Source organism: Paenarthrobacter sp. TRD_SC_7 (genome assembly GCF_056156245.1).
In genome coordinates this window covers 3,116,466-3,131,645 of sequence record NZ_CM149587.1, presented here as the reverse complement: position 1 = coordinate 3,131,645, position 15,180 = coordinate 3,116,466, and the positions used below count along the sequence as shown (strand labels likewise).

General features: G+C 61.7%; 15 protein-coding genes. 9 read left to right on the top strand and 6 right to left on the bottom strand.

The genetic code is table 11. From position 1 onward, the window contains the following. Nucleotides 1–1,365 carry a histidinol dehydrogenase gene (hisD, locus tag AC0J5Z_RS15125; protein WP_475033673.1) on the top strand — a complete coding sequence of 455 codons (1,365 nt, stop codon included), beginning with the start codon at nucleotides 1–3 and terminating at the stop codon, nucleotides 1,363–1,365. A 173-nt stretch (nucleotides 1,366–1,538) separates the two neighbouring features. Next, the gene (gene nrdR, locus AC0J5Z_RS15120) at nucleotides 1,539–2,039 is read left to right on the top strand and encodes a transcriptional regulator NrdR (RefSeq protein ID WP_475033671.1); all 501 of its coding nucleotides are present in this window, start codon (nucleotides 1,539–1,541) and stop codon (nucleotides 2,037–2,039) included. A gap of 61 nt (nucleotides 2,040–2,100) precedes the next feature. Here nrdR and AC0J5Z_RS15115 read toward each other — a convergent pair whose 3' ends face one another. The 3 genes from AC0J5Z_RS15115 to map all read right to left on the bottom strand — a co-directional run bounded on the left by AC0J5Z_RS15115 (nucleotide 2,101) and on the right by map (nucleotide 4,645). Continuing rightward, on the bottom strand, nucleotides 2,101–2,880 hold the full coding sequence (locus AC0J5Z_RS15115) for an SDR family oxidoreductase (RefSeq protein ID WP_475033669.1): 780 nt from the start codon (nucleotides 2,878–2,880) through the stop codon (nucleotides 2,101–2,103). Nucleotides 2,881–2,890: 10 nt separating this feature from the next. Then, a complete protein-coding gene (ppgK, locus tag AC0J5Z_RS15110; RefSeq protein WP_475039730.1) occupies nucleotides 2,891–3,694 on the bottom strand; it encodes a polyphosphate--glucose phosphotransferase in 804 nt (267 codons plus the stop codon). Between the two features lie 72 nt (nucleotides 3,695–3,766). Next, nucleotides 3,767–4,645 carry a type I methionyl aminopeptidase gene (map, locus tag AC0J5Z_RS15105; RefSeq protein ID WP_475033667.1) on the bottom strand — a complete coding sequence of 293 codons (879 nt, stop codon included), beginning with the start codon at nucleotides 4,643–4,645 and terminating at the stop codon, nucleotides 3,767–3,769. A 108-nt stretch (nucleotides 4,646–4,753) separates the two neighbouring features. Between map and AC0J5Z_RS15100 the strand changes: the two genes are divergently transcribed. After that, nucleotides 4,754–4,918, top strand: a complete 165-nt coding sequence (locus tag AC0J5Z_RS15100) for an SPOR domain-containing protein (protein WP_011774435.1) — start codon at nucleotides 4,754–4,756, stop codon at nucleotides 4,916–4,918. On the opposite strand, the gene panB is transcribed toward AC0J5Z_RS15100, so the two are convergent. Next, nucleotides 4,915–5,820 (bottom strand): 3-methyl-2-oxobutanoate hydroxymethyltransferase, encoded by a 906-nt coding sequence (panB, locus tag AC0J5Z_RS15095; RefSeq protein ID WP_475033663.1) that lies wholly within the window; start codon nucleotides 5,818–5,820, stop codon nucleotides 4,915–4,917. The genes AC0J5Z_RS15100 and panB overlap by 4 nt on opposite strands. Before the next feature lie 190 nt (nucleotides 5,821–6,010). Here panB and glnA point away from each other — a divergent pair, with 190 nt between their 5' ends. Further along, nucleotides 6,011–7,351 carry a type I glutamate--ammonia ligase gene (glnA, locus tag AC0J5Z_RS15090; RefSeq protein WP_309074347.1) on the top strand — a complete coding sequence of 447 codons (1,341 nt, stop codon included), beginning with the start codon at nucleotides 6,011–6,013 and terminating at the stop codon, nucleotides 7,349–7,351. 9 nt (nucleotides 7,352–7,360) lie between these two features. Continuing rightward, nucleotides 7,361–10,372 carry a bifunctional [glutamine synthetase] adenylyltransferase/[glutamine synthetase]-adenylyl-L-tyrosine phosphorylase gene (locus tag AC0J5Z_RS15085; protein WP_475033659.1) on the top strand — a complete coding sequence of 1,004 codons (3,012 nt, stop codon included), beginning with the start codon at nucleotides 7,361–7,363 and terminating at the stop codon, nucleotides 10,370–10,372. On the opposite strand, the gene AC0J5Z_RS15080 is transcribed toward AC0J5Z_RS15085, so the two are convergent. Beyond that, nucleotides 10,369–11,850 (bottom strand): arylsulfatase, encoded by a 1,482-nt coding sequence (locus AC0J5Z_RS15080; RefSeq protein ID WP_475033656.1) that lies wholly within the window; start codon nucleotides 11,848–11,850, stop codon nucleotides 10,369–10,371. The genes AC0J5Z_RS15085 and AC0J5Z_RS15080 overlap by 4 nt on opposite strands. A 64-nt stretch (nucleotides 11,851–11,914) precedes the next feature. Here AC0J5Z_RS15080 and AC0J5Z_RS15075 point away from each other — a divergent pair, with 64 nt between their 5' ends. The 4 genes from AC0J5Z_RS15075 to AC0J5Z_RS15060 all read left to right on the top strand — a co-directional run bounded on the left by AC0J5Z_RS15075 (nucleotide 11,915) and on the right by AC0J5Z_RS15060 (nucleotide 14,526). After that, nucleotides 11,915–12,484 carry a GNAT family N-acetyltransferase gene (locus tag AC0J5Z_RS15075; RefSeq protein ID WP_475033654.1) on the top strand — a complete coding sequence of 190 codons (570 nt, stop codon included), beginning with the start codon at nucleotides 11,915–11,917 and terminating at the stop codon, nucleotides 12,482–12,484. A gap of 81 nt (nucleotides 12,485–12,565) precedes the next feature. Next, the gene (locus tag AC0J5Z_RS15070) at nucleotides 12,566–12,781 is read left to right on the top strand and encodes an AsnC family protein (RefSeq protein ID WP_475039728.1); all 216 of its coding nucleotides are present in this window, start codon (nucleotides 12,566–12,568) and stop codon (nucleotides 12,779–12,781) included. Between the two features lie 345 nt (nucleotides 12,782–13,126). Then, the gene (locus AC0J5Z_RS15065; RefSeq protein ID WP_475033650.1) at nucleotides 13,127–13,477 is read left to right on the top strand and encodes a hypothetical protein; all 351 of its coding nucleotides are present in this window, start codon (nucleotides 13,127–13,129) and stop codon (nucleotides 13,475–13,477) included. A 503-nt stretch (nucleotides 13,478–13,980) separates the two neighbouring features. Then, nucleotides 13,981–14,526, top strand: coding sequence for a hypothetical protein (locus AC0J5Z_RS15060; protein WP_475033646.1), 546 nt, complete (start codon nucleotides 13,981–13,983; stop codon nucleotides 14,524–14,526). Nucleotides 14,527–14,530: 4 nt separating this feature from the next. On the opposite strand, the gene AC0J5Z_RS15055 is transcribed toward AC0J5Z_RS15060, so the two are convergent. After that, a complete protein-coding gene (locus tag AC0J5Z_RS15055; protein ID WP_475033644.1) occupies nucleotides 14,531–14,674 on the bottom strand; it encodes a hypothetical protein in 144 nt (47 codons plus the stop codon). Nucleotides 14,675–15,180 lie beyond the last annotated feature (506 nt).

The following is a 15,180-nucleotide window of genomic DNA, read 5'->3' as shown; positions in this document are numbered from 1 at the left end:
GTGACCACTTCCTCGGATACCTCCGCCCCCTCCACTGACGCCCTTAATTTCCGGAGCATCGATTTCCGGGGCCGCCACCTTTCCCTGGCGGAGCTGCGCGCAGCAGTGCCAAGGGCACAGCATCAGACGATGGCGGACGCGGAGCAGATGGTCCTGGACATCATTTCCGACGTCCGCGGCCGGGGCTTTGCCGCTTTGGGCGAACTGGCAAGGAAATTCGACGGCGTGGAACAGTCCCACCCCCGGGTCCCGGCGGAGGCGCTCACCCAGGCGCTGACCGAACTCGATCCAAGGGTCCGTGCCGCCCTGGAGGAGTCCATCAAGCGGGCCCGGCAGTTCGCAGACCAGCAGCGTCCGGCCAATGTGGATGTACAACTTGGCGACGGTGCCGTTGTCAGCCAGAACTGGATTCCAGTGGGGCGCGTGGGGCTTTACGTTCCCGGCGGCCTCGCCCCCTTGGCGTCATCGGTCATCATGAACGTCGTCCCTGCGGTGGCTGCCGGCGTCGAGTCCATTGCATTGGCCTCCCCACCGCAGAAAGACTTCGGAGGCCTTCCGCACCCCACCATCCTGGCCGCGGCAAAGCTCCTGGGCATTGACGAGGTCTACGCCATCGGTGGTGCGCAGGCGATCGTCTCCTTTGCTTATGGCGTCCCGGGAACCGGGGACGAACTGCCCATTGAGCCTGTTGATGTCGTCACGGGCCCCGGCAACATCTTTGTGGCTACGGCCAAGCGACTCGTCAAGGGTGTTGTGGGCATCGACTCCGAGGCCGGAACCACGGAGATCGCCATCCTCGCGGACTCCACAGCGCAGGCTCCTCTGGTGGCCGCCGACCTCATCAGCCAGGCAGAACACGATCCCAAAGCTGCTTCCGTCCTGGTGACGGACTCCGCAAACCTGGCTGACGCCGTCGTGCTTGAACTGGCACGGCAGGCTGCCGCAACCAAGCACAGTTCCCGCGTCCTTGAGGCCTTGTCCGGGCCGCAGTCCGGTGTGGTGCTGGTGGATGATCTTGAGCAGGGGATCGCGGTCTGCAATGCCTACGCCGCTGAACACTTGGAAATCATGACGGCGGACGCAGCCGCCGTTGCGTCCCGGATCCGCAATGCCGGAGCGATCTTCGTGGGTGATTTCAGTCCGGTAAGCCTGGGGGACTACTGCGCAGGCTCCAACCATGTGCTGCCCACCAGCGGGACGGCCGCTTTCTCCTCGGGGCTCAACGTCACTACGTTCCTACGCGCTGTCCAAGTCATCAACTATGATCGCGCAGCCCTGGAGCAAGTCAGCGGACACATTGAGAGCCTGTCGGGCGCCGAGGACCTTCCAGGGCACGGCGATGCTGTCCGGATCCGCTTCGCATAGGGCGTAACCACTACATATACGGGTGCCCACCACTACATGTAGTACTTACACGCTTGTCATTACGGTACGGCGGGCCGTAAACTGGTGCCGGAAGTGAATCTTCCGGCACCTTTTGCGTATTCGGCATTCTGCTGGGTCCGGGTCCGTGCCGGAGCTGTCAGGGGAGGCCCAGCGTGTATTGTCCGTTCTGCCGGAATCCCGACTCCCGCGTCGTCGACAGTCGCATGGCAGACGACGGCTCGTCCATTCGCCGCCGCCGCCAGTGCCCCGAATGTGGACGCCGGTTCACCACAGTAGAGACCACCAGCTTGTCCGTTATCAAGAGGTCGGGAGTCGGCGAGCCATTTAGCCGGATCAAGGTCATCAGCGGCGTCCGTAAGGCGTGCCAGGGCCGTCCGGTCACCGAAGATGATCTTGCCATGTTGGCCCAGGAGGTCGAGGAGAACATCCGTTCCTCAGGCGCGGCAGAGATCGACGCCCATGAGGTAGGCCTGGCCATTCTAGGTCCGCTGCGCAAGCTTGATGAGGTGGCATACCTCCGCTTTGCGAGTGTCTATCAGGCTTTCGAGTCCTTGGAGGACTTCGAGTCGGCCATCTCGCTGCTCCGCCATGAAGCAGAGACGGCGAAGGCGGCCTCCAAGGAAGCCACGCGTTCCGAAAAGAGCCAACTCTAGCTCCGGTGGCGGCAGCGGAGGGGAAGCCGCAGCCGCCACCGGCACCACGCCGGGGCCGGGACTAACGCCCGCCGGACACGGGGAGGACTGCTCCGGTTACGTAGCCGGCCTCGCCCGACATCAGCCACATCACGGCCGCAGCCACCTCTTCCGGCTCTGCTCCGCGACCCATCGGAATCGTTGGATTCAGCCTCGCAACGCGATCCGGCATTCCTGCCGCAGCATGAAGTCCGGTGTTGGTGCTTCCTGGCGCCACGGCGTTGACGCGGACACCCTGTTTGGCCACTTCCGCGGCCAAACCTACCGTCAAGACATCCACTGCGCCCTTGGTGGCCGCGTAGTGAACCCAGGTTCCGGGGGAGCCGGCCTTGGTGGCTGTGGAGGAGATGTTCACGATGGATCCGCCGCGGCCGCCGTTGTCCGTTGAAAGCCTCCGAACTGCCTCCTGGCACATGAAGATCATTCCCGCGACGTTGACATCCACAACCCGCTGCACCGTCTCGACCGGTACGTCGACGAGGGTGCCGATCAGGTTCCCCGTGATAGCGGCGTTGTTGATGACGGCGGTCACAGGACCCCGGCCTGCGGCTTCGTCGAACAGACGTCCGACGTCGGCGGGTTGGCTGATATCTGCCTGCACGGCACGTGCCTTACCGCCTTGAGCCAGGATGTCATTGACCACTGCCGCTGCGCCGTCGGCATCTTCGGAGTAATTAACTATGACGTGGTACCCGGCGCCTGCCGCGGCCTGCGCCACGGCGGCACCGATCCCTCTGCTGGCGCCGGTGACGATCGCGACTTCAGGTTCATTGTGCCGGCGGGTGGTCTTGCCTTCTGTCATGCCGCGACTACTACTTCGCAAGCTTGTGGTGCAACGCGACTTCGAGTGCGGCGCCCACGATGCCGGCGTCGTTCTTCAACTTTGCCGTGACGATTTTGGTTCGCAGCTGAAGGTGCGGGAAGTACTCGTCCGACCGCTTCGAGATGCCGCCGCCCACGATGAAGAGCTCGGGCGAGAACAGGAACTCCACGTGCTGGAGGTAGCGGTTGAGGAGGACACCGTACTCATCCCAGCTCAGGCCATCGCGTTCGCGTGCCACAGCTGATGCCTTGGTCTCGGCGTCGTGCCCGTCCACCTCGAGGTGGCCGAGCTCGGCATTGGGAACCAACTGGCCGTTGAAGATGAAGGCAGACCCAATACCGGTTCCCAGCGTGATCACCAAGACAGTGCCGTCCACCCCTTCGCCGGCGCCGTAGCGGGCTTCCGCCAGCCCTGCTGCGTCGGCATCGTTGATGACCTCGACAGGACGGCCGAGGCGCTTGGTGAAGGTGGCATCGATGTCGGTGCCGAGCCAGGTCTTGTCCACGTTTGCTGCCGAGTTGACCACACCATGCTGGATAATGCCGGGGAAGGTCACACCCACCGGCGCATCTGCGGCGGGAGCATCTGGACGGCTGGAGAGTTCCTCAACGATTTGGGCGACCACTTCGGCTACGGCCTCCGGAGTTGCGGGCTGCGGAGTGGGCACGCGGAAGCGGTCGCCAATCAGCTTGCCCTTCTTCAGGTCGACGATGCCGCCCTTGATGCCGGTGCCGCCGATGTCGATACCGATCAACGGGGCGTTCTTGTGGGTCTTCTCATCCTTCTTGGACAATGCATTTCCGATCATGGCAGGAGGGGATGGGCATGGCGCAGCCGCCCAGGCTGCGTGGACCTTCCGGAGAGCTCAGGGAAGGGTAAGGATTTCCGCGCCGGTCTCGGTGACCAGCAGGGTGTGCTCGAATTGGGCCGTGCGTTTGTGGTCCCTGGTGACAACCGTCCAGTCGTCGGCCCACATATCCCATTCGATGGTGCCGAGGGTCAGCATGGGTTCGATGGTGAAGACCATGCCCGCCTCGATCACGGTGTTGTACGCCGGGGCTGCGTCGTAATGCGGAATGATAAGACCCGTATGGAAGGCCTCACCTACGCCGTGGCCAGTGAAGTCCCGCACCACGCCATAGCCGAAGCGTTTGGCGTAGGACTGGATGGCACGGCCGATTACGTTGATTTCGCGGCCGGGGGCCACGGCCTTGATGGCCCGGTTGAGCGACTCCTGCGTACGCTCAACCAGCAGACGGGATTCTTCATCCACGTCGCCAACCAGGAAAGTGTAGTTGGTATCCCCATGCACACCGCCGATGAAAGCAGTGATGTCAATGTTCAGGATGTCGCCATCCTGCACCACTGTTGAGTCCGGGATCCCGTGGCAAATGACCTCGTTGAGGGAAGAGCAAAGGGATTTGGGAAAGCCCCGGTAGCCAAGCGTGGACGGGTACGCGTTGTGGTCAAGGAGGAACTCATGCCCAACCTTGTCCAGTTGGTCCGTGGTGACGCCAGGCTGGATATGCTTGCCGACCTCGACGATGGCTTGTGCGGCTATTTTGCCGGCAACCCGGATCTTCTCAATGGTCTCCGCGGACTTCACCTCGGAGCCCGTGAACTTGGTGGGTGCCTTCTTGCCGACGTACTCGGGCCGGGGAATCGACGCCGGGACGGGTCGTTCAGGGCTGATGGTTCCCGGGGTGAGGGCGCCAATGGGTGCAGTCGAAGCAAGAGAAGGCATAGATTGATCATATAAGGCACACAAGAGACGTAAGTAACATAGCGTGGCCGGGTTCCTGTGACCCCGCCAACGTTACGCGTCGCAGGGCTCGAGGATCGAGGAGGAGATGTGACGGAGTACTGGTACAACGTCAAGACGCACGAGATCGAAGAAGACGCGATGTCCGATTGGACCCAGCTGATTGGCCCCTATAAAACCAGGGAAGAAGCCGAGCACGCCTTGGAAAAGGTCAAAGCACGCAATGATGCCTGGGACGCCCAGGACGACGACTAGAAGGAGTGTTCCGGTCCGGGGAATTGCCCGGACCGGACATCCTCACCGTAGGCGGCGGCGGCATCGCTCAACGTGGTGCGAAGGTCTGCGTACTGCTTGACGAACTTGGCCATTTTGCCGCCCCGAAGACCTGCCATATCCTGCCAAACGAGAACCTGCCCAGTGGTGCTCTTGCCGGCGCCGATACCGACGGTCGGCACCCGCAATGCGGCGTCGACGGCTGCCGCAGTGTCGGCAGGGACCATTTCCATAAGGACGCTGAAGGCGCCCGCGTCCTGCAGGGCGAGGGCGTCGTCCACGAGCCGCTGAGCGTCATCGCCGCGGCCCTGGACGCGGTATCCGCCGAGGGAATGTTCGCTTTGCGGGGTAAAGCCGATGTGGGCCATGACGGGGATGCCCGCTTGGACCATGGCCTTGACGGTGTCCGCGTAATAAGCGGTTCCCTCAATCTTGACCGCATGCGCCAGCCCTTCCTTGAGGAATCGGACGCCGGTGGCTACTGCCTGCCCGGGGGAAACTTCGTAGCTGCCAAACGGCAGGTCCGCCACGATCAGCGCCCGCTTTGCCGCCCTGCTGACTGCCCGCGTCAGGGGAAGGAGCTCGTCCACGGTGACGGGAAGGCTCGTCTCGTTGCCGAACACATTGTTGGAAGCGGAGTCGCCCACCAGGAGGACTTCGATTCCTGCCTGGTCAAAGATCTCCGCCGTGTACTGCTCATATGCCGTCAGCATCGCGAAGTGCTCGCCGTTGTCCTTGGCCTGCTGCAGGTGGTGTATCCGGACCCGGCTGATGGGCTTCCTGCCTGCCGCCGATGGCACTTGGGCCGCTGCTGCTGGGCCGGTGCCGTAGGGTGCGGGAACTTCGGCGGGCGTAGTGGACTCAGGGAGGTTGCTCGGGGCCATGGATAGAGCCTAAGCGGTGCCGACGGCGGCTGCCACCAGTGTGCCCGGCGTCACCTTATGTAAACGCTGTGTTACGCGCAGCTACTGCTGCGGCATTAGCACGGAACTCTTAGTAGAGTGAAGGCTGAGCTGTCGTGGCTTCTATCCAATGAAACCAGCGGCATGGACACCGAATCGGAAAAGAGGCCCTATGGACCGCCAGCAAGAGTTCGTTCTGCGGACGATCGAAGAGCGTGACGTGCGCTTCGTACGCTTGTGGTTCACCGACGTCGTGGGTTCCCTTAAATCGGTGGCGCTTGCGCCCGCCGAAGTTGAGGGCGCCTTTGAAGAGGGCCTTGGCTTCGACGGTTCAGCCATTGAGGGCCTTGCCCGCGTGTTTGAGTCGGACATGCTCGCGCAGCCGGACCCGTCCACGTTCCAGATCCTGCCGTGGCGTGGCGAGACCGAGCAGACGTCGCGCATGTTCTGTGACGTCCTCACTCCCGACGGTGAGCCGTCTGCCGCGGACCCCCGCAACGTCCTCAAGAGGACCCTTGCGAAGGCCGCTGACATGGGCTTCACCTGCTACACCCACCCTGAGATTGAGTTCTACCTGCTGAAGTCCAAGGACCTGGGCCCTGACGGCGCTCCTGTTCCCGTGGACGAAGGCGGCTACTTTGACCACGTACCGGGCGGCGTAGCGCAGGACTTCCGCCGTACTGCCGTCACCATGCTCGAATCCGTCGGCATCTCGGTGGAGTTCAGCCACCACGAGGGCGGTCCGGGCCAGAACGAAATTGATCTCCGTTATGCGGATGCCCTTCAGACAGCGGATAACATCATGACGTTCCGCACGGTCATCAAGGAAGTCGCCCTCCAGCAGGGCACATACGCCACCTTCATGCCCAAGCCGTTCACAGACCACCCTGGTTCGGGCATGCACACCCACTTCTCGCTGTTCGAGGGCGACACCAACGCGTTCTTCGAAGCCGGTGCCGAGTTCCAGCTGTCCAAGACGGCGCGCCAGTTCATTGCCGGAATCCTCAAGCATGCTCCTGAGTTCACAGCCGTCACTAACCAGTTCGTGAATTCCTACAAGCGCCTCTGGGGTGGCGGCGAGGCACCGAGCTACTTGAGCTGGGGTCACAACAACCGCTCGGCCTTGGTGCGCGTTCCGCTGTACAAGCCCGGCAAGGGCCAGTCGGCACGCATCGAGTACCGGGGCATCGACAGTGCAACAAACCCTTATCTGGCCTACGCCGTGCTGCTTGGTGCCGGCTTAAAGGGCATCGAGGAAGGGTATGAACTTCCGGCCGCAGCCGAAGACGACGTATGGTCGTTGACCACCGCGGAGCGCAGGGCCATGGGGCATGCGCCGTTGCCGGCGAGCCTCCACGATGCAATCCGCGCCATGGAGGAATCCGAGCTTGTGGCCCAGATCCTGGGGGAGCAGGTGTTCGAACACTTCCTGCGCAACAAGCGCGCAGAGTGGCAGGACTACCGCCTCCAGGTCACCCCGTATGAGTTGCAGCGCAACCTCGGCATTCTCTAGGCCTGGCCAATGAGCCTTGCGCGTCGGCTCATTTCAGCCGGATTCAGTGACCTTGAAAAGGGCGAACGGTTCCTCGCCGCCCCGGAGCTTGACGGGATCGACGAGGACGCCTTGTTCGCCGGGCTGTCCTTGTCAGCAAGCCCGGACACCGCTCTCCAGTCACTGGTCCGGCTTATCGAGAAGAATCCGGGGCTAAAGAAGCTGGCCGCGGCTGATCAAGACACCAGTGAGCCCATGTACCGGCTCCTGGGTGCCTCGGAGGCCCTGGGGGAGTTCCTCATGCGGCGTCCGGAGCATCTGGATGTCTTCGATGTCCGGGCCAGTCCGGAGCCGCTCCAGGCCTCCAACGAAGAGCTCCGGGCATTGCTGCTTCGCTCCGTGAAAGCCGAGCCCGGTGCCCAGAGGCCGGTGGCCGGAATCACCGGCCTGCCAGCGTACGCGGCCTTGCGGAGCGCGTACCGGCGCGGTTTGACGGAGCTCGCCATCAAGGACATCTGTGCGGCGTCACCAACAGACTTCATGCCCGCAGTCGGTGCCGAGTTGGCCGATCTCGCCGGTGCTGCCATTGAAGCCGCCCTCGCGGTATCCCGGGCCGAAGCTGCAGCCCAGTTCGACGCGGCGGAGATTGCCGACGTCGGGCTTGCCGTCATTGGCATGGGTAAATGCGGCGCCCGGGAGCTGAACTACATTTCCGACGTCGATGTCATTTATGTCATCGAAGCAGGGGAGTTGGACGACGCCCGCGCGTCCACCATCGGCACCGCCCTGGCCTCCGGCATTTCCAGGGCGATCTCTTCTTCCGCGCCCGAACCAGGGCTGTGGGAGGTCGATGCGAATCTCCGCCCGGAAGGTAAGTCCGGACCCTTGGTTCGCACTCTTCCTTCACATTTGAGCTACTACGCCCGGTGGGCGGAAAGCTGGGAGTTCCAGGCACTGCTGAAGGCTCGGACCATTGCAGGCGACCGGGAACTGGGCCAGCGCTACGAGAAGGCCGTGGAGCCCCTTGTCTGGGCGTCCGCAGGCCGTGAGGGCTTTGTGGAATCCGTCCAGGCCATGCGCCGCAGGGTGACCGATTACATCCCGGCGGCAGAGGAGCAGCGCCAGATCAAACTGGGGCGCGGTGGCCTCCGCGACGTCGAATTCACCGTCCAGTTGCTCCAGCTGGTGCACGGAAAGTCCGACGAATCACTTCGGTGCAGGGACACCACGTCTGCCATTGCGGCCTTGTCCGCCGGAGGTTACATCGGCAGGACGGACGCAGCTGCCTTCGACAACGCATACCGTTACCTGCGCCTGCTGGAACACAGAATCCAGCTTTTCCAGCTGCGTCGGACCCACCTCATGCCTGTGACCGAGGATGCCCAGCGCTTCCTTGCCAAGGCAGTCCTGGGGCCGTTCGCACGCGAGCGACCCCATCCTGACCAGCTGATGGCCACTTGGCAAAAGACCAAGAAGGCCGTCCGTGAGCTGCACGAGCGGATTTTCTACCGGCCGCTGCTCAACACCGCGGCAAAGCTGAGCAGCGAAGACGCGAAGCTCAGCCCGGAGGCCGCCCAAGGCCGTCTCGCCGCGCTTGGTTATGTGGACCCCCAAGGCGCCATGCGGCATATCGAAGCACTCACCGCGGGCGTTAGCCGGCGTGCGGCATTGCAAAGGCAGCTCCTTCCGATCCTTTTGGGGTGGCTCGCCGAGGGCGTTGATCCCGACGCCGGGCTGCTCGCCTTCCGCAGGGTCAGCGAAGCCCTCGGAACCACCCACTGGTATCTGGGGCTTCTCCGGGATTCCCAAGCGGCAGCCGAGCGGCTCTGCCAAGTACTTGCTAATTCCCGGCTGATTTCGGACTTGTTGGAAGTCTCTCCAGAGTCCGTTGCCTGGTTGGGGAGCGACAAGGAACTGGCGCCGGTTCCTTTTGGAGCCCAATGGCAGGAGATCCAATCCAAGCTTTCCCGCCATGCGGATCCCGAGAGCGCCATGAGGCTGATCCGGCTGATCCGGCGTCGTGAGATACTGCGCACCGCGATTGCGGATAGCGCGGGCTTGCTGGACCAGGATGCCGTCGGAATGGCTTTGGCCGAGACAGACCGGGCAGCGGTTCTAGGGGCGTTGCATGTAGCGGAGTCCGTTGTGGCTGCGACCGGTCCACTGAAGACTGATGTCCTGGTGGTGGCGATGGGTCGGCAGGGTGGCCGGGAGATCGGCTACGGTTCGGATGCGGACGTCATCTACGTCCACCGCGCCCGTCCCGGGTTCACCGACGCTGAGGCCCAGGAACAGGCGACGGCGATAGTCGCAAAGGTTTCCAGCTTCCTCACCCAGCCACTCAAGCCCGCGATCATGGCCGAACGAGTGCTCATGGTGGACGCTGACCTCCGGCCAGAGGGCAAGAACGGTGCTATGGTGCGGTCCCTGGAGTCGTATGCGGAGTACTACCGACGGTGGTCGCTGATTTGGGAGGCGCAGGCCCTTCTGCGGGCCCGGCCGATGGCAGGCTCGGACGAGTTGGCTGCTGACTTCGTAAAGCTCATAGATCCCATCCGTTATCCGGAGCAACTCGCGGAGCAGGATGTCCGGGAGATACGCCGCGTCAAGGCCCGTGTGGAGTCCGAGCGCCTGCCTCGTGGCGCTGATCCTGCCCGGCACGTCAAGCTTGGCCGGGGAGGCCTGAGTGACGTTGAATGGCTGGTCCAGTTGATCCAACTCCAGCACGCGGGAAAGCACCCTGAACTGCGGACTTCGTCAACTCTGGAAGCCTTGGATGCTGCGGAAAAGTTGGAATTAATCGCCGAAGACGACGCCGCGCTCCTGCGGGAAGCGTGGCGACTCGCAAGCCGCATCCGGTCCGCAAATGTCATTGTGACGGGACGGGCCTCGGATCTCCTGCCATCATCGCGAAAAGACCTCGAGGCTGTGGCGCGCTGGTGTGGATACGAACCCGGGAACGCGGGGGGCTTCGAAGAGGACTACCTGAGGCTCAGTCGTCGGGCCAGGGGCGTCTTTGAGAAAGAGTTCTACGGCAACTAAGGCGTGGCCGCGGCGGCCTTTTCCCGGGCATGCCGCAACATGGCAACAACCGGGGCTCCGGGAACCAGGACGTCGTCCACCACGTATCCCTCTTCGCGGTCCCTGAGGGTTTCCACCATTCGTTCGCGCCATGACTGCAGGTCACCGAGGTGGGCAGGGTCATCGGCGAGGCTGTTCCGTTCGTGAGGATCCGCGTCGAGATTGAAAAGTTCTTCAGTCCCTTCGCCGGAACCCCAAATGTATTTGTGGTGGCCATCTGTCAACCAATGCAGGTTCTGGCCCCAGTACACGTGCTCGCCGTGAAGGACTTCCCTGACAGCTTCGTTGCTCTCGCCCCGGACGATCCTGGCCAGTGATTGTCCGTCCACGGAATCCGGGATGGGCAGTCCCGACAGGTCCAACAGGGTGGGCATGATGTCCCTGAGCTCCACCACGTGATCGACCACCGTTCCACGTGCGGCCTGCGTGGCGGACGGTGAATCGGCGATGATGAACGGCACGCGGGCGGATCCTTCGTAGGGAACAGCCTTCCGGAACATATGGTGGTCGCCCATCATTTCGCCGTGGTCGCTGGTGAAGGCGATCACAGTGTTTTCGTGCAGGCCGAAGTCAGCCAGGGACTCCTTGATGCGGTTGACCTGCAGGTCAATCTGGGCCATCAGGCCGTAGTAGCCCGCTCTGGCTCTATGCACCACGTGGTCAGGAATCCTGCCGTAGCTGGCCTGGTAATTTCCGTCCTGCCGATGATCGTCCCAGTGCTGCTCCCAGTTGCCTTCGACAGGTTTATACGGCGGAATGTTGAGGTACTGCTCGAAAGCCCATGACGGCGGATCGTACGGCGGGTGCGGGCGGTGAAAGGATAGGTAGAGGAAGAAGGGCTTTACGGGATCGCGCCGGTGCATCCATTCGATGGCTTGCGTTCCGATCCAATGCGTTGGATGTACGTTCTCCGGCTTGTCCCAGGGGCGGGCAACAACCGAATTGCAATTCACGCCGTGGTCGAAGTACTCGGCGTCCGGACCCATCCCTGGTTGCCGTCTGAGCCAGGGCACGTAGTCGTCGAACATGGCGAAGTGCTGCTGGTGTTCCTGCCTCGCATGGTGGAGGTATCCGTCGTGCAGGATAACGTCATCAAAGCCGAGCCGTGAGCGTTCCGGCCATACATGCATCTTTCCGATGGCCTGTGTGTGATAGCCGCCCTTCCTGAATTCTCCCTGCACCGTCACCGGGTGGACTGCATGAAAAGGCACGCCGTCGTTGTAGCCAACCCGGCCGTGTCGTTCCTGCGACTGGCCGGTGAAGAGTGCCGCCCGGGCAGGGACACATGACGGTGTAGCAGAATAGCCCTTGGAGAACCGGACACCGTTCCGGGCAAGGTCGTCGAGGTGGGGTGTCTCCACATAGGGGTGGCCGTCCGAGGACAAGCAGTCGCCTCTCCACTCATCGACGCAAATGAGGATGACGTTGGGCTTGCTCATCGGAAGTGGTCCCTTGATCGTCGGAAACGGTTGAGACACAACCCTAATAGGAGAACTTCTGCGAATGCTTGAATATGACTCGGATGGCGTGTTTTCGATCGAAAGTGAGCAAGATGAGCGGGGTGATGTCTGGCTGATTCCCCTCAAAATGCTCGACGACGACGCCCGCGCCATTCAGCTTGGCGCGGTAGCTGACTTGGCCGTGGACGCCAAGCAACGGGATTTCGTAGGGGATCCCCTGCGTATGATGCTGATCTCCTTGGAAGAAGAATCCCGGCTCCCGTACGTGATTGAGTCAGGAGGGGTCGCTGTTGGCGTGCTGACCCTGCAGTTCGGCGCGGCCAAGCTCGCGGGTTGGCCCGATGACGAGTCGGTGTGGTTGTTGAGGGGATTCCTTATTGACTCAAGAAGTCAGGGGCGCGGCCTCGGTACCTTGGCTGCGCGGGCCGCAGTGGAGGAAGCGCGCAAACTGACGTCCAGGCTGGGTGGCGGGCAGGCCGGCGTCGTGCTTTCCGTCAACGAGCGCAATCCGGCAGGGCTGGCCGCGTATACGAAAGCAGGTTTCGTGGACTCGGGACGCTATCTGGGTGGGAACGCGGGTCCGCAGCGGACTATGTACAGGGCCTTCGCATGACCGCGGCATGCGACCGCCTGTTCGGCTTCTTGACGTCAACCAAGATTGACGTCAGCCCTGGTGTCAACTATGGTTGACGGCATGGAGGTGGACTGGATGAAAACGTTAGTGGGATCGATGGACGGCATGGGCCCGGCTGAGGCGCTCTATGCTGTTGCGGAGCTGCAGAAGGAAGTAGGCCGGAGGGAGGCCTCGCTGGTGAGGGCCGCCCGGCAATCAGGCTTGTCCTGGGAAGCGATCGCGCTCTGTCTGGGCGTGAGCAAGCAGGCGGTGCATAAGAAATACGGCAAAAAGTAGCGAATCCAAGTAGTCGTCCCATTTGGGCGGTGCAGAAACGAGTACACACTACTCGTGCTCCCGAGTGGCTCCAGAGTGCAGCATATCCGGTATGACAACGTATGTGATTGAATCAGCGGCCCTGCTCCACCGCTGCCAGTGCTGCGGAGAAGAAACCGATAGCGTGTTTTGCGCCGACTGCGCAGCACCGGAAAAGCCGGGCCAAACGCCAACTACCAGATACTGACGTCCGGAGTTGTGGCCGACCGCAGGCACTCCTGCGGTCCATGACGTGCCGGGATGACCAACAGCTCAGTATCCTTATAGACTTCCTCTGTCACTGTTCTCAACGCATAGGGGAAGTACATGGAATACAACGGAAATCCGTCTGAGAAGGCCATTCCTGCCGGAGAACTGGACAGGCGTCACGTGGGCCATTCTGTGAGCTTCCAGCCCAATGACTTTACCGTCGTCTTCGGCACGATCGCGGGCATCGCAAGGACCGAGGCTCTTGTGTACCTGTCCCTCGACGGGGTTGCCGGTGGTACTCACCTGAAGGACGAATACGACCTGCCCATCGATAAGAATGTGTACCTTCAGTTGGACCCGCTGGGCAGCGCGGAAAAGGGACTTTCGGAGGCCGCCAGTTTCGTTAAGGACAAGCTGGATGAGATCACCAAGAATCTCAGGGACCGCGACCAAGGAAAATCCGAGTAGTCCGCACCCACAAGGAAGGCCAGCCTCAGTCGGTAAAGACTGAGGCTGGCCTCTTTTGTTATATCTTGGTGCTAGACGCCGTAGTAGAGCTCGAACTAAACGATGCTGATGGGCGGGTGTTGGGAGGCGCGAAAAACCTCTAGATTCCGCAGTTTAGGTGACTGCTAGTGATTGTCTGAGCTTGGCCTATTTAGAACGTTTTGCGGACTCCGTGCGGACTGAGCCCTTAGCTTGAGCGCGCTTGGCCCGCGTCCCCACGTTCGGCCTCTTGCGAGGTGAGGCAGGAACCACATCCTTGCGGTTCATTTGCTGAATTGCCGCGATGTCTTCGAGCGAAAACCGAATCTCTGCGCCAAGCATGATGTGAGGCCAGCCCTGAGCACTTCTGAGGCGGAAGATCGTGAGATTGGTGCAAGTCGACCGGAGGTGATCTGCAAAAAAGTGCAGTCCTGGATTGGGTTGCCGTCTGCACACCGACATATATCCACGGATAGGGTGGTGCGATGGACACTTCCACTCGACTCAATGACCAGCTCAAAGCTCACAGCCTCTCGTGGGCCGAGGGCATGGACTCACTAGATTTAAGGCCGCAATTAGATCCTGTATTAGACGAGCTGACTGCCATTATTGGCGATGAAGTGCCGGCGTTGGCTAGCGGCCTGCTGGTCCGCAACGTTAATCATGGCCTGCGAGAATTCGAAGATTCAGGCAATTTGATCTTCCCCGAGGTGCCCAACGTCTATGACGTCATCGTGGTGACAGATCGCCTCATCATCCTCACCTGGGGCTATCTCCGGAAAGGCTCAGCTTCCGCTGAGCGGGAGCTGACAACCGTTAGAGCACGCAAGAATATCTCTCAAGTCACGGTCCAAATCGTTCCCGGTCAAGAACGCTACCCAGGCTGCATAGCCACTCATCATGACGTAGCCCTGAACTTCGTGGATGGGGCCGAATTGAAGATCCCCAATGCAGAGGAGGATCTGACACCGGCAGGCGTAGCCGCACTGTCCGCGCTGATTCCCGAATTCTATGCGGACATGTCTGCGTGAGCGGTCAAAACTCCGGGTCTGGCTCCATCTCCTCATACGGGCTACGCACAACCACGTCGGAACGGTCCGCAGCGCTCAGCTCGGCCATCATCTTCTGGAAACCATCACGGTCAAACTCCGCCATGACGCAGACAGTACGCGCAGGCACGGACAAGGTTAGATGTCACACCCTAGGCCCCGGGAGGCCAAATGAGTTCCACCGTTACCGCTGACCCCTTTCGTCAACGGCAGTTCAAGGTCCTAGTACTGGGCATCATTATGTCTTCGCTCGCACTGACTGGTTGCGCAGGAGCAAACGGGTCTGCAGATGCCGGCGCTCCCTCATCGGCAACGTCTACACCAACCCCCCACACCGGCTCCCACCGCTTCCGTCGAACAGTTCGCAAGCATCATCACCGAACGTGAAGAAGCGTGGAGGGAGTACGAAGACAACATCGTAGCCTGCGCTCTAGCATCAATAGGGGACACTGCCATAGATTTCGCCAAGCGGACCACCTGCGGGTACACGGTGAGCACGGTTGCCTTGACAGCGAAGCAAGCCGCTGTGCAAATCCGAAAGCTACCTGCTCCGCCTGCAGAGTTGCAGAGCCTTGCCGCGCGTACTCTTACCAACTTGGATGTTCTGGCGAAGAACCCAGCCCCAACAGCCTGCGA

What these genes read in the sequence shown, in the direction of transcription:
- AC0J5Z_RS15115 (WP_475033669.1), bottom strand. Translation starts at nt 2,880, where the DNA reads ATGACAGAAGGCAAGACCACCCGCCGGCACAATGAACCTGAAGTCGCG.
- AC0J5Z_RS15085 (WP_475033659.1), top strand. Translation starts at nt 7,361, where the DNA reads ATGAGCCTTGCGCGTCGGCTCATTTCAGCCGGATTCAGTGACCTTGAA.
- map (WP_475033667.1), bottom strand. Translation starts at nt 4,645, where the DNA reads ATGCCTTCTCTTGCTTCGACTGCACCCATTGGCGCCCTCACCCCGGGA.
- AC0J5Z_RS15080 (WP_475033656.1), bottom strand. Translation starts at nt 11,850, where the DNA reads ATGAGCAAGCCCAACGTCATCCTCATTTGCGTCGATGAGTGGAGAGGC.
- AC0J5Z_RS15075 (WP_475033654.1), top strand. Translation starts at nt 11,915, where the DNA reads ATGCTTGAATATGACTCGGATGGCGTGTTTTCGATCGAAAGTGAGCAA.
- panB (WP_475033663.1), bottom strand. Translation starts at nt 5,820, where the DNA reads ATGGCCCCGAGCAACCTCCCTGAGTCCACTACGCCCGCCGAAGTTCCC.
- AC0J5Z_RS15070 (WP_475039728.1), top strand. Translation starts at nt 12,566, where the DNA reads ATGGAGGTGGACTGGATGAAAACGTTAGTGGGATCGATGGACGGCATG.
- AC0J5Z_RS15065 (WP_475033650.1), top strand. Translation starts at nt 13,127, where the DNA reads ATGGAATACAACGGAAATCCGTCTGAGAAGGCCATTCCTGCCGGAGAA.
- glnA (WP_309074347.1), top strand. Translation starts at nt 6,011, where the DNA reads ATGGACCGCCAGCAAGAGTTCGTTCTGCGGACGATCGAAGAGCGTGAC.
- AC0J5Z_RS15060 (WP_475033646.1), top strand. Translation starts at nt 13,981, where the DNA reads ATGGACACTTCCACTCGACTCAATGACCAGCTCAAAGCTCACAGCCTC.